Origin of the sequence: Pedobacter psychrophilus, from assembly GCF_001652725.1 — a bacterium.
Classification (GTDB): Bacteria; Bacteroidota; Bacteroidia; order Sphingobacteriales; family Sphingobacteriaceae; genus Pseudopedobacter; species Pseudopedobacter psychrophilus.
In genome coordinates this window covers 918,370-932,123 of the sequence record NZ_LWHJ01000011.1, presented here as the reverse complement: position 1 = coordinate 932,123, position 13,754 = coordinate 918,370, and the positions used below count along the sequence as shown (strand labels likewise).

The following is a 13,754-nucleotide window of genomic DNA, read 5'->3' as shown; positions in this document are numbered from 1 at the left end:
TTTATGGAAGAAAAAATTATAGAAGCCATAGGCATTAGCAAATCTTTTCATGATCCACTTACCGTTAAAGTACTTACGGATGTGAGCTTTTCCGTTAATAAAAGCGAGTTCGTTTCGATAGTGGGTAAATCTGGATGTGGTAAATCTACCTTGCTTTATATATTGTCTACTATGGATACCAGCTATGAAGGAATGCTATTGTTAGATGGCATCTCCATGAAAACTAAAAACGACAAAGAACTTGCTCAAGTAAGAAATGAAAAAATTGGTTTCGTCTTTCAATTTCATTACTTACTAAATGAATTTAATAACCTCCAAAATGTAATGTTGCCTGGGCTTAAATTTGGAAAACTCACCAGCAAGGAAGTAGAGCACCATGCTTATGAAAAATTAAAAATATTAGGTATAGAAAATGAGGCATTAAAATATCCTAACCAATTAAGCGGTGGGCAAAAACAAAGAGTAGCTATTGCAAGGGCACTAATTAACGAGCCATTGATTATTATGGGAGACGAACCAACAGGAAATTTAGATAAACATAATAGCGATGTAGTGTTTAATATTTTTAAAGAACTGGCTGAAGAATATCATCAAACTTTATTGATAGTTACCCATGATTTAGATTTCGCCAAAAAAACAAATCGGATTATTACGATGCAAGATGGAAAAATTATAAAAACAGAGCTATCATAAATAAAGCTGCCTCCCTTTATTTACTTCAAAATAATAATTCGATTGATCAATCCAATAATAACATATCTGCTAAGTGCTTATCCAAATTGTAAATATCTTTTCTAAAGTTTAACTTTTGATCTTTACCTACAAATGCAGTAAAATAGGCTATAAAAACAGGCACTTTTTTGGTTAGGCTCACATTAATTTCTCTACCATTGTGCATGGCTAAATTTATCTTTTCTGGTGTCCAATCGATTTGGTATTGGAGTAGGAAATTAGCAAGTTTTACAGGCTCTTCTACTCTTATACATCCATGACTAAATGTTCTTGACGTTTCTCCAAATAATGATTTGGCTGGTGTATCATGCAAATAAATGTTGTAACTGTTGGGAAAAAGAAATTTTACCAAACCTAAAGCATTATCAGGACCTGGTTTTTGTCTTACTGTAGGTAATCCGTTACTATAACCAATAATTTCCATCGCATGGTTCTTTAGATAGTTTGCGTTTTTCCTCATTTGCGGCACTATTTCATTTTTAGTGATACTTTCTGGGATATTCCAATAAGGACTAAATACCACATATTTTAAGTCACCATAAAAAACCGTAGTAGGTCTCGTAGTTTTTCCTACAACTACTTTGCAACTCCATAATAAGCTATCTAAATGGAAAACATGTAATTTAAAATCGGGGATATTAACTGCCAAAACATCTTCATATTTAGCTATTGGCAACCATCGGTTACGTTCCATATTTACAATAATCTGCTTAATCAGATTTTTCAATGGGATATTTAAAGTATTGATGGTTTCTTTATTAATCTTTCCGTCTGGATTTATTCCATTTCTTTGCTGATAGATTTTTATAGATTGTGATAAGTTTTCATCAAAAACCGTATTGGTGGTGTCTCCGTGAAAATCATTCAATAAATAAAGTCTTTTTTTAATTGAAGAAATAATTGTGGAAGAATCTCCTGGCTGAGTTCCGTTTTTAATAAATTTAATATTTGGCCAAGACTGTTGGCGCTCTAAAACTTTATATTTTTTAAGAAAGGCCCTTAATAATTCATATTGTCTGTATACAGGTTCTTTGATGGTTTTTTCGGAGTTATGATTATCTAAAATGCTATCCAAATACTGTTCATAATTTACTTTTTTACGGGGCAAATGCCATTTTAAAGATTCACTTACCGATTGATCCATACCTTCCCAACTTAATTTTGAAAATATAAAATAATCTGCGGTAAGCATCAATTCTAATAAGATACTGGGTTTTGTTTCTGTTCCTGATAAATTAAACAAAGAATCTAATTTATCCTGATAAGGAACTTTACTATAAATGCCCTCACTCTCTAAGTTAATGATCCTATTAAAAAGATTTCCAGCCTGTTCTATCGGCTTTCCATTATCAAACCAAGCATAGGCGTAATCTCGGCTGCTATAAAAGCTTAAAACATCCTTTTCAACTGTTTTTAATTGAGAATAATGTTTAAAAAAGTCGATGATTTCTGTACTATCAATTATCAGTTTACTGTTTTCTACAAAGCTTCCTTTAATACTTTCATCCCATAATTGGGCATTCTTAGTTAATATTTCATCAGACTTGTATGGTTGGCCGCAACTGTATAATGCCATACCTGCCAATACCAAAACAAGAAAATATTTTATGGGGAAATTGTTCATGACCATTTTTAATTAAATGCGATTAAAAAGCTTTTCTAATTATTTTTTTTTGAAAATAACTTTGGGCTTAACGCATTCAATTTCACTAAATCAAATGGAAATTTAGATGATGTAAAACTATAAATTTACTAACCTCAATCACTTTTTGATGATCTTTGAAAGTATATTAATTAGTTTTATGGGTGGAAACACATTTGGTTATATATTGTAAAATCTAGTTAAGAAAGATAAGTTTTACTACCTCACTTGTCCGTTACCTTTTACAATCCACTTTTCGGTTACTAATTTTTCTAATGCAAAAGGCCCGCGGGCATGAAGCTTTTGAGTAGAAATCCCTATTTCTGCACCCAATCCAAAAACACCGCCATCCGTAAAACGAGTAGATGCGTTAGCGTAAACGGCAGCAGCATCAACTTCGTTTAAAAACCTTTCAATTTTAAAAGCATTTTCACAAACAATGGCTTCAGAATGTTTAGAGGAATATTTTTTGATATGGGATAAGGCTTCATCAATTCCATTAACTATTTTAACTGAACATTTTAGAGATAAAAACTCACGTCCAAAATCTTCTTCCTCAGCTTTATTAATTAAAGGATAGTCTATTTTTTTTAATAGTTGATAAGATACATCATCAGCAAAAATCTCTACTTGGTCTTCTTTTAAAAGCTTAGCCATCATCGGGATAAAATCCTCAGCGATAGATTGATCGATCAATACCGTGTCCAAGGCATTACAAACCGAAGGACGAGTTACTTTAGCGTTTCTTATGATTTTTGCAGCATCTTCCAGATTTGCAGAACTTTCCACATAAGTATGGCAAACACCAGCACCAGTTTCAATTACGGGCACTTTTGCGTTTTTACGCACAAAATCTATCAGAGATTGAGAGCCTCGAGGAATCAAGATATCTACATATTTATCTGCGGTAAGCAATTCCTCTACAAATTTTCTGTCTATTGGTAAAAGTTGGACAATGTTTTTATTTAAGCCAAATTGAACAAGCGTTTCCTGAATGATGCCCACTAAAATTTTGTTAGTATCATCTGCATCAGAACCACCACGCAAAACACATACATTTCCAGAACGGATACACAGCGCAGCAACATCTACGGTAACGTTAGGTCTTGCTTCATAAATAACGCCAACAACGCCTAATGCAACAGATTTCTTTTGGATAAACAATCCATTAGCTAAAGTTTTTTCTGATATAACTTTATTGGTAGGATCCTCTAAAACAGCAACCTCCCTAACGCTAGCAGCTAATTCTAAAATCCTCTCTTCATTTAAAAGTAAACGATCTTTTTTAGGATCATCATCATCCATTCTATCTAAATCTTTCTTATTTTCTATGATGATGATAGCAATATTTTCTTCTAATCTTAAAGCCAATTGCTCTAAAACTTGCTGCTTTTTTTCAGCCGATAAACTTCTTATTTGCGATGTTGCGCCAGAAGCGTCAATTAATAATTGGGTAATGTTTTCCATTTTAAATCAATACAATATCATCAGCATGAGCAATCTCTAAATTTTGTTTACTTTCTGCCTGTTTTAAAATTACCGAGTCGATTTTACTTTTTGCGACAGCAATTACCACTTTATCAGCATCTAAGATTTCTATCACTTCTCCGGCATCAAAATCGGTTATAATTTTGCTTACACCAACTGCTAATAAACTATGTCTGTTTATTAAAGCTTTTACTGCGCCTTCATCAATCTGTAGTTTACCTTTAATTAAACTACCACTCGCCAACCATTTATTTCTTGCAGATATATCGCTTTTTTGGGCATGGCATATCGTACCGGTTTGTCCCCTAACGGCGTTTAAAATAGAATTTTCATTCTTAATACCAAAAATGACAGCCTTAATACCCATTTGAGTGGCCAATCTTGCAAATGTTAATTTAGAAGTCATTCCGCCTAAACCCACGCTAGATTTTTCTTTCTTTGCCAATGATAGAGCTTGTTTATCAATCAATTTAATTTCTTCAATTACCTTTCCATCTGCATCAAAAACACCTGGAACAGAAGTGCAATATAAAATCATGTCAGCTCCAAAACCAACCGCAATTAATGTTGCCAATTCATCATTATCAGAAAATTTTAGCTCTAAATTACTAACTACGTCATTTTCATTTGCGATAGGAATAATGTTACTTTTCCAAAGCTCTTCATAAGTTTTTTTTAACTGTAGAAATTGATTTCTATTAGAAAAGTGATGTCGCTCGCACAAGCTTTGGGCTATAAAAACACCATAAGGGGCAAAATACTGACTATATTTTTGAAGTAAAAGCGGGTTACCAACTGCTGCTGCAGCTTTTTTCTCACTTAAGGTTCCCTTATAATTTTTTAGGTTTTTTTTACCTGCAGCTACAGCTCCGGAAGACACCAAAACAATATTATAAATTTTGCTTAAAGAAGAAACTTGTTTGGCAATGATTGCAATCACATCTTCATCTAATTCTTGATTAGCGTTGGTAATAGATGCAGAACCGAATTTTATAACGAGGATTGGCTTTTTCAACATGTAATATTTAAGCCTAAATTATAAATCTCAGGCTTAAATATTAAATATATTAGTGTTTTTATCAATAAATGCCTTTTTTCTCCAAACGGGAGATATCTTCTTTGGTAATATCCACAATAGCATAAGATGGTATTTTTGTGATATTCAATTCGTCAATAATATCTACCAGATTTTTATACTGAGAATGATTTGAAGGCTTTACCAAAACCATTAAATTTTTACCTGTTTGCTGTAAAATATTTTTAGAACGATTAATTAAAACACTTCTAATGCCGTTTTTGTCAAAATTGGTAACGTCAAAATTATCCGGGTTTTCATTAGTGCCACTGTACCATGCTAACTTATTATTCGCACCTAAACATAGTGTTAAAGTATTAGATAATTTTACCGGACTAGGTTCATCACCAAATGGCATAATGATATTCATTGCTGTTGGTTTTGATAAAGTAGTGGTAAGCATAAAAAAAGTAATTAATAAAAAAGCTAAATCTACCATTGCGGTTAAATCTACTTTTTTGCTCATTTTTTTTGTTTTTGATGAGGATTTTTCGGAGGTGTTTAATTCTGCCATAGCTTTGATTTTTAAAAGGTTAGAATATTTTATTAATGTAACTTTTTTATTACAATAATATTGTGTTGGCTAATAAAATTAGGGAATCACTTCAATCTCAATAAATATTAAATCTTAAAATTTTTAATTCACACAAAAAGAAGTTGTCATTTTCAATTAAATTGTATTATTTTTGCTTCGTGAAATTTTTGAGACACAGTTTAATAATCTTACTTTCTGCAATGGTGTTCATCACATCATCCGGATTGACGGTTAATTTACATTACTGTGCAGGAAAATTAGCTAATGTAAGTCTTCAAAATAATCATGCTAACTGCATGATGAGTCAAACCTCAAATAAATCAGCTTCAAAAGATTGTGACAAGAGCATGGGTAAAAAAGACCTTTGCTGTCAAAATCATAAGGTCATAACCAAAACTGATAACAAAACAACTGTTAAAAAAGATAATGAAAACAATGCTTTTGTTAAAACTTTTTCTTTTGTAAGCACTTACTTTACCTCTCTTTTTTCTTTTTCAAATGATGATGCTAATGAAAAAGAAGATACAGAAATATCAATTTTTCCCATACTTAAAGAAGGGCTCTACATCCTTCTTCAAAATTTCCGTAATTAGAATTTTATATTCCCCAATCTCTAATTAATCATCGGCTTTAAGCTGATTAAAATCCTATTTAATAATTTTTTCATGATTGAGAAACTAATTTCGGTTTCACTCCGCAATAGATTTGTTGTATTGCTACTGGCAGCCATAATTTTCGGATTTGGCATATTTGCAATCCAAAACAATAAAATTGATGCTATTCCTGATTTATCAGAGAATCAAGTGATTGTTTTTACAGAATGGCAAGGTCGTAGCCCTCAAATAATTGAAGATCAAGTTACTTATCCTTTAGTAACTGGTTTACAAGGCATTCCTAATGTTAAATACGTAAGGGCAAATTCTATGTTTGGGATGAGTTTTATATATATCATTTTTAAAGATGGTGTAGACACTTACTGGGCTAGATCACGGGTTTTAGAAAAACTAAGTACTGTTAACGCAAGTTTGCCAAATGGAATTACACCAACACTTGGGCCAGATGGAACTGGAGTTGGCCATGTTTTATGGTACACTTTAGAAACAGACGGAATGGATTTAGGAGAGCAAAGAGCAACCCAGGATTGGTATGTAAAATTTGCGCTTCAAAATGTGGAAGGTGTAAGTGAGATTGCTTCTTTTGGAGGTTTTCAAAAACAGTATCAAATCACCATCGACCCAAATAAATTGAATTATTATAAAGTTGGCATTAAGGAAGTAATGGATGCAGTTAATAGTAATAATAATGAAGCTGGTGGACGAAAATTTGAACTCAGTGACATGGGTTACATCATTAAAACTTCTGGCTATCTGAAATCTATCCAAGAAATTGAAAACATTGCTATAGAAACTAAAAACTCAATCCCTGTAAGAATTAAAGACGTTTCTCAAGTTCAAATGGCGGGAGAAGCAAGGCTAGGTATTTTTGATTTGAATGGGAACGGAGAAGCCGTTGGAGGAATTGTAGTAATGAGGACAGGTGAAAATGCAGATGAAGTGATCAATCGTGTTAAACTAAAAATGGATGAAGTTGCTAAAGGTTTACCAGCAAGTATGAAATTTAATATAGTTTATGACCGTGGTAAATTGATTAAAGAATCTATCAATAGCATCAAAAACACTTTGATTGAAGAAATGGTGGTGGTTTCTATTATTGTTTTCATTTTTCTTTTACACTGGCGAAGCGCAATTAGTATCATCATTCAAATCCCTATCACCATTGCAGCAAGTTTTATTTTACTAAATGCTTTTGGTATCAGCTCAAATATCATGTCGTTAACCGGTATTGCTTTAGCCATTGGTGTTATTGTAGATAATGGAATTATTATGAGTGAAAATGCTTATAAACAGCTTTCTATAAGGCAAGAAGAACTTAATTTAAATTTTAAATCGGAATGATATGAGAAATATATTTAAAAATAGTTCCGAGCAAAATTACGTAAAACTCGATAATAAAGAACGTCTTAATATTATAGAAAGAGCTTGTAAACAAGTATCCAGAGGTGTTTTTTATTCAACTATAATTATCATCACTTCTTTTTTACCTGTTTTTTTATTAGGCGGACAAGAAGGAAAGCTTTTTCATCCGTTGGCATATACCAAAACTTTTATTTTAATTATCGATGCTTTTTTAGTGGTAACACTTGCTCCGGTTTTAATCTTCTTTTTTATGAAAGGAAATTTCAAACCAGATCATCATAACCCAATCAATAGATTTTTAGAAAGAATTTACGAGCCAACGATAAAGGCCTGTTTAAACTATCGAAAAACCACTATTGGTATCAACATCTTAGCGTTGCTGATTAGTATTCCTTTACTGTTTAGTTTGGGTAGAGAGTTTATGCCACCATTAGATGAACAATCCATACTTTTTATGCCTGTTACTTTGCCCGATGTTTCTAACTCAGAGATTAAAAGGATTTTACAGGTTCAGGATAAAATCATTAAATCTTTGCCAGAAGTTGAACAAGTTTTAGGTAAAGCAGGCAGGGCAAATACCGCTACGGATAACTCGCCATTAAACATGATTGAAACCATTATTCAACTAAAACCAAAAGACCAATGGCGGGTAGGAATGACCAAGAAAAAAATCATTGCCGAATTGGATAGCAAATTACAAATTCCCGGTGTAGTTAATGGCTGGACTCAACCCATTATTAACCGTATTAACATGCTTTCTACTGGTATTAGAACTGATGTTGGGATAAAAGTTTATGGTCAGAATTTAAAAGATATTTATACCCTCGAGGAAAAATTAAAAGAAAAATTAACTGGAATTAATGGCATTAAAGATTTATACATAGAACCTGTAAACGGAGGCAAGTATCTTGAAATGAACATTAAAAGAGATGAAATCTCAAGATATGGTTTATCCATTGATGATGTAAACACAACTGTAGAAGCTGCAATTGGTGGTGTGCCTTTTGCCACAACAATTGAAGGACGAGAGCGATTTGGAATATCTTTAAGAATTGGTCAGGATTATCGCAGCAGCTTAGAAAAACTAAAACGTATTCCGCTTAATTCTACTGATGCAGGTGTTATTCCCCTTTCTAGTGTGGTGGATTTTAAATTAGCAGAAGGTCCTCCAATGATTACTTCAGAAAATGCATTGTTAAGAGGTGCGGTAATGTTTAATGTGCGAGATAGAGATTTGGGAACCACCGTTCAAGAGGCTATTGATAAAATAAATGCTGAGCTAAATTTGCCAAAAGGTTATTTTATTGAATGGAGCGGACAGTACGAAAATTTAATTCGTGGCGAAAAAACACTTTTAACGATTTTACCTATTGTGCTAATCATCATTTTTCTTGCACTTTATTTAGCTTTTAAATCTTTAAGAGAGGCATTTTTAAGTTTGGTAACCATTCCATTTGCATTGATTGGAGGCGCTTTGATGGTCTATTTTTATGGCGTAAATCTTTCTATTGCTGTTGCTGTGGGCTTTATTGCTTTATTTGGGATTGCCGTTGAAACTGGAGTTGTAATGGTGATTTACTTAAATGATGCGATGCAACAATTAATAAAAGAAAAAGGAAATTCTAGCGAAACAATCACAAAAGAAGACCTGAAAAAATATGTAATAATGGGTGCTGCAAAAAGATTAAGACCAAAAATAATGACGGTTTGTGTAGCTCTTTTTGGTTTGATCCCTGTTTTATGGAGCAATGGAGTTGGAAGTGATGTGATGTTACCTATTGTTTTACCCATGATTGGAGGAGTTTTAACCTCATCAACCCATATATTATTGGTAACGCCGTTGATATTTTTAATGGCAAAAGAATATGAACTTAAAAAATTTGGAAAATTGGAGGTGTTAGATGCTACACATTAAAACAATAGTTTTGACGCTTACGCTGATGCTCATCAGTTCTGTAATGTTTGCTCAGAATACATTGAGCTTGGATTCTATAATTAGCATCATTAAAGCAAATAATCCTGAATTGAAAGTTTACCAGGAACGAATGAAAAGTCAGGATGCTTTAGTAAGCGGAGCATCAGCCTGGATGGCGCCAATGTTGGGTATCGGAACATTTATGACTCCTTACAATAATTTTTCTAGAGCTGGAAATCAACAAGATGGTTCTATCATGTTGGTTGCCGAACAAAAAATAGCTAATAAATCAAAAATTAGAGCAAATGAGGCGTATTTAAAAGCTCAATCTAATATCACAGCCCAATTAAACGCAGAGAGTTTCAACGATTTAAGAGCATTGGCTCGTTCTAATTATTATGATGTTTTAACCATTGAAAAAAGCATCAACTATCTCTCGAAAAATCTATTAGTGTTACAAAATTTGAAGAAGCTTTCGGAAATAAGATATACCTATAATAAAGCTGGATTAGCTCAAATTTACAGCATGCAGGCCAAGATTTATGAGATAGAAAATCAGATAACATCGGCGAAAGCCAACTTAGAAATAGGAAAAATTAAGCTCAATACTTTAATGAACAGAGATAAATATCTTGATTTTCAAATTGATACTGCTCTATCTTTTAAAACTTACATCATTCAAAATAATTTAAACGAAACAGTAAATAATAGAAGTAGTATTAAATTAGTTAATGAGCAGATTAACAGTATAAACCTTGAAAATAAAATGATTGCTACTGAGGCTAAGCCAGAATTTAGCGTTCAGTTTAACCACATGCAAACTTATAATACTGTTAATCCAAACCAGTTTTCTTTAATGGGGAGTTTGAGTATTCCTATCGCTCCTTGGGCGGCAAAATCTTATCAATCTAAATTGAAAGCGAATCAATTTGAGGTTGCCGCTATGCAATTTCAAAAAGAAAATGTTACCAATAATTTATTGGGATTAATTGCCACACAGCAAAAACATTTAATGCACATGCAAATGGAATTGGACACTTATAAAGATAAAATTTTACCTACCATGCAAAAAAGCTATGAGGTACTTTTATTGAATTATCAAGAGAATAAAGAAGAATTAACCACAGTTTTAACAGCGTTTAAAGAATTGAATGATAGCGAATTAGTTTATTTAATGAAGTTAAACGAATATTATCAAACGCTTACTGAGTATGAACGAAATGTGGAGCAATAACATGAAAAAGCAAAATCTTGTGAAACAAGAAATAAGGAATATAGAACAAAGATGTAAACGTACTGCACACTTGTTATTTTTTAATTTTTACTTTTTAGTTTTAATTCTTTTTACAGCTTGTCAACAGAAAAATAAGAAAGAGGTTATAGGAACTGAAACAGAGAAAACTTACACCTGTTCTATGCATCCTCAGATTATAGAAAATCATCCAGGCACTTGCCCTATATGTAAAATGGATCTGGTATTGCGACATCAAGATGAGGTAAAAATGGAGGTAGATGCATCACTTATTAACCTTATCCAGCCTACTAATGAAACCATAATCAGTAATATCAAAACCTTTAAGGTAACAGAACAAAATTTTGGTGATAGCCTTATGTTAAATGGAAAAGTGACTTATAATACCAATAATCTAAAAACAATGAGTTCAAGAGTTGGCGGAAGGGTAGAAAAATTATATGTAAAATATAACTTCCAGAAAGTGAGTAAAGGACAAAAGATTATGGAAATTTATAGTCCGGAATTGGCTGCTGCACAACAAGAACTATTATATCTACTTGCCAAAGGCGATGTTGAATTACTTGCAAATGCTAAAACAAAATTAAGGTTATTAGGTGTTGAGGAAACTCAAATTAATCAGATTATAAAAAGCAAAAAAGTTAATTATCACATTCCTGTTTATAGTAACTCTTCCGGTTATATTATGGATACAGCACTATCAACTGAAAATGATAATAATTCTAAATCTATGCAAACAGAAAATACTGCAATTACTTTAAAAGAAGGAGCATATATTAATACTGGAGACGTAATTTTTAAAGTTTTTAATGATACCCAACTTTGGGGCGAGTTTTATGTGAATCCAAATGAAGCTGTTTCAATTAAAAAAAATCAATTGATTAACATCACTTCCAGTGATAAAAAAATAACTGCAAAAATAGATTTGATTCAACCTTATTATAACGAAGGACAAAATTATAGTGTATTGAGGGTCTATTTAAACAATGCAAATCAAGCTTTTAAAATTGGGGAAATATTAACTGGTAAAATCTCATTTGCTTCTCAAAAGGGATTATGGATTCCTAATTCGGCCGTTTATAGACTAGGGAATAGAAATATTGTTTTCATCAAACAAAAAAATGTTTTAAAAGCAAAAGAGGTAGAATTTTCTGCAAATAGTGACTCAAATTATTTGATTTCAAAAGGATTAAAGTTAAATGATGAGATTGCAGAAAATGCCAGCTATTTAATTGATACGGAAAGTTTTATCAAAATAAATTAAGATGAAAAAATTAAAATATTTGCATTCGATTTTATTCTCCTTGTGTTTTGGGATAGCGTTTTCTTCTTGTTCTTCAGGAGATCAAAAAACCAAACAAACCTCAATCGAAACAAAATACACCTGCCCAATGCACCCTCAAATAGTGGAAGACCTTCCCGGCTCCTGCCCTATTTGTAACATGGATTTGGTTAAAATATCTGCACAAAAAAACAAAACTGCTTTGAGACTTAGCCAAAGTCAGATTGCACTAGCTAACGTTAAAACGATAACTATTGGTCAGGGTAATTTTAATGATAGCAAGTTGTTAAACGCTCGATTAGTGACAAATCCCAATAATACACAAGTTGTTTCAAGTAAATTTAGCGGACGTGTTGATCTTTTATATTTTAAAGAAGCAGGACAAAAAATCTCAAAAGGACAAGCTCTATTTCAAATTTATAGCGAAGATTTATTGGCTTTGCAAAAAGATTATTTGTTAAATATTAAACAGCAAAATGCTTTCCCCAACGAGGTGATTTATAAAAAACTCACAGAAGCCGCTAGAAACAAATTATCACTTTATGGTTATTCTTCCCAGCAAATTAAACAATTGAATATAGCAAATCAAACCAATCCATATATTACGGTTTATGCTCTAAATAGTGGTTTAATTACAGAAATCTTAATCTCTGAAGGACAATATGTTAACGAGGGAATGAGTTTAATAACCATAGAAAATTTAGATAATTTATGGATTGAAGCAGATGTTTATCCATCAGAAATTGGGAATGTTAAAGTGGGTACTCCGATAAAAATTGAAGTAGCCGGATTTGCAAATGAAATTATTTCAAGCAAAATTGATTTCATAAATCCTCAACTAAATGCTGGTTCTCAAATCCTAACAATAAGAGCTAACCTCCCAAATACAAAAGAAAATTTTCAACCCGGAATGGAAGCCGAGGTAAAATTTCCATCTGTTAGCCAAAATTCAATTATTTCTGTTCCAAATAACGCTGTAATTAGAGATGAAAAAGGAAATTATGTTTGGATAAAAACAGGTAAAGACAAATTTGATATGAGAATGGTAGAAATTGGTGATGAAAGCGATGAAACTACTGTTATTAAAAGTGGAATTAAAGAAGGTGAAAACATAGTGATAAGCGGCGCTTATTTGTTAACAAGCGAATATATTTTAAAAAAAGGTGGAAATACGATGAGTGGGATGAATATGTAGTTTTAGGGATTAGAGAATTAATTATAGTAATTTTTAAAAAAATTTGATGAAGATTTATATAAAGAATATGGTTTGTAGCAGGTGCAAAATGGTGGTTAAAACCATACTACAAGAGCATCAGCTTCACCCAGTTTTAATTAATTTGGGCGAAGTAGAAATAGAAGAGGATTTAAATGATTATGAATTATCTAAACTAGATACTTCTTTAAAGAAAATAGGTTTTGAATTAATTGATGATAAAAAAAGCAGAATTATAAATAAAATCAAGACCATTATCATATCGCAAGTTTTTCATTCAAATGAGGCAAATTCTGTTAATTTATCTAAACATATATCTGATCAGCTAAATTACGATTATAACCATTTAAGTAATATTTTTTCTGAGTTAGAAGGTATCTCAATTGAAAAGTATTTCATCAATCAAAGAATAGAGAGTGTAAAAGAATTGATTCTATATGATGAGCTTTCTCTTTCCGAGATTGCATTTCAATTAGGTTATAGCAGTGTATCACATCTTTCTAATCAATTTAAAAAGGTAACCGGACTTACTCCATCTTTCTATAAATCATTAAAAGAAAATAAACGTACAAATATCGAGGAACTGTAAATCTTATAAATCTAACCTGTAATTGTGCAACAGCATCTTTTTTTATAACTGTATT

12 protein-coding genes are annotated in these 13,754 nt (G+C 31.9%); 8 read left to right on the top strand and 4 right to left on the bottom strand.

From position 1 onward, the window contains the following. The first annotated feature begins 3 nt into the window (after positions 1-3). A complete protein-coding gene (locus A5893_RS04505; RefSeq protein WP_068821327.1) occupies positions 4-693 on the top strand; it encodes an ABC transporter ATP-binding protein in 690 nt (229 codons plus the stop codon). Positions 694-739: 46 nt separating this feature from the next. On the opposite strand, the gene A5893_RS04500 is transcribed toward A5893_RS04505, so the two are convergent. The 4 genes from A5893_RS04500 to A5893_RS04485 all read right to left on the bottom strand — a co-directional run bounded on the left by A5893_RS04500 (position 740) and on the right by A5893_RS04485 (position 5,451). Further along, a complete protein-coding gene (locus A5893_RS04500; RefSeq protein WP_068821326.1) occupies positions 740-2,356 on the bottom strand; it encodes a L,D-transpeptidase family protein in 1,617 nt (538 codons plus the stop codon). 237 nt (positions 2,357-2,593) lie between these two features. Beyond that, positions 2,594-3,841 (bottom strand): glutamate-5-semialdehyde dehydrogenase, encoded by a 1,248-nt coding sequence (locus A5893_RS04495; protein WP_068821325.1) that lies wholly within the window; start codon positions 3,839-3,841, stop codon positions 2,594-2,596. A 1-nt stretch (position 3,842) separates the two neighbouring features. Then, positions 3,843-4,880 (bottom strand): glutamate 5-kinase, encoded by a 1,038-nt coding sequence (proB, locus tag A5893_RS04490; RefSeq protein ID WP_317040576.1) that lies wholly within the window; start codon positions 4,878-4,880, stop codon positions 3,843-3,845. Positions 4,881-4,941: 61 nt separating this feature from the next. Then, on the bottom strand, positions 4,942-5,451 hold the full coding sequence (locus tag A5893_RS04485) for an ExbD/TolR family protein (RefSeq protein WP_068821324.1): 510 nt from the start codon (positions 5,449-5,451) through the stop codon (positions 4,942-4,944). Between the two features lie 179 nt (positions 5,452-5,630). On the opposite strand from A5893_RS04485, the gene A5893_RS04480 reads away from it, so the two are divergent. From A5893_RS04480 to A5893_RS04450, 7 genes are all read left to right on the top strand, one after another. Further along, positions 5,631-6,065: an HYC_CC_PP family protein gene (locus tag A5893_RS04480; protein WP_157687430.1), complete on the top strand. Its 435-nt coding sequence runs from the start codon at positions 5,631-5,633 to the stop codon at positions 6,063-6,065. Between the two features lie 72 nt (positions 6,066-6,137). Beyond that, positions 6,138-7,427 carry an efflux RND transporter permease subunit gene (locus A5893_RS04475; protein WP_068821322.1) on the top strand — a complete coding sequence of 430 codons (1,290 nt, stop codon included), beginning with the start codon at positions 6,138-6,140 and terminating at the stop codon, positions 7,425-7,427. Position 7,428: 1 nt separating this feature from the next. Continuing rightward, positions 7,429-9,363, top strand: a complete 1,935-nt coding sequence (locus A5893_RS04470; RefSeq protein WP_068821321.1) for an efflux RND transporter permease subunit — start codon at positions 7,429-7,431, stop codon at positions 9,361-9,363. Next, positions 9,350-10,597 (top strand): TolC family protein, encoded by a 1,248-nt coding sequence (locus tag A5893_RS04465; protein ID WP_082911318.1) that lies wholly within the window; start codon positions 9,350-9,352, stop codon positions 10,595-10,597. The genes A5893_RS04470 and A5893_RS04465 overlap by 14 nt, the downstream gene beginning before the upstream one ends. Position 10,598: 1 nt before the next feature. After that, positions 10,599-11,879: an HlyD family efflux transporter periplasmic adaptor subunit gene (locus tag A5893_RS04460; protein WP_198342258.1), complete on the top strand. Its 1,281-nt coding sequence runs from the start codon at positions 10,599-10,601 to the stop codon at positions 11,877-11,879. Between the two features lies 1 nt (position 11,880). Further along, positions 11,881-13,092, top strand: coding sequence for an efflux RND transporter periplasmic adaptor subunit (locus A5893_RS04455; protein ID WP_068821319.1), 1,212 nt, complete (start codon positions 11,881-11,883; stop codon positions 13,090-13,092). A 46-nt stretch (positions 13,093-13,138) separates the two neighbouring features. Continuing rightward, positions 13,139-13,699, top strand: a complete 561-nt coding sequence (locus A5893_RS04450) for a helix-turn-helix domain-containing protein (protein ID WP_068821318.1) — start codon at positions 13,139-13,141, stop codon at positions 13,697-13,699. Positions 13,700-13,754 lie beyond the last annotated feature (55 nt).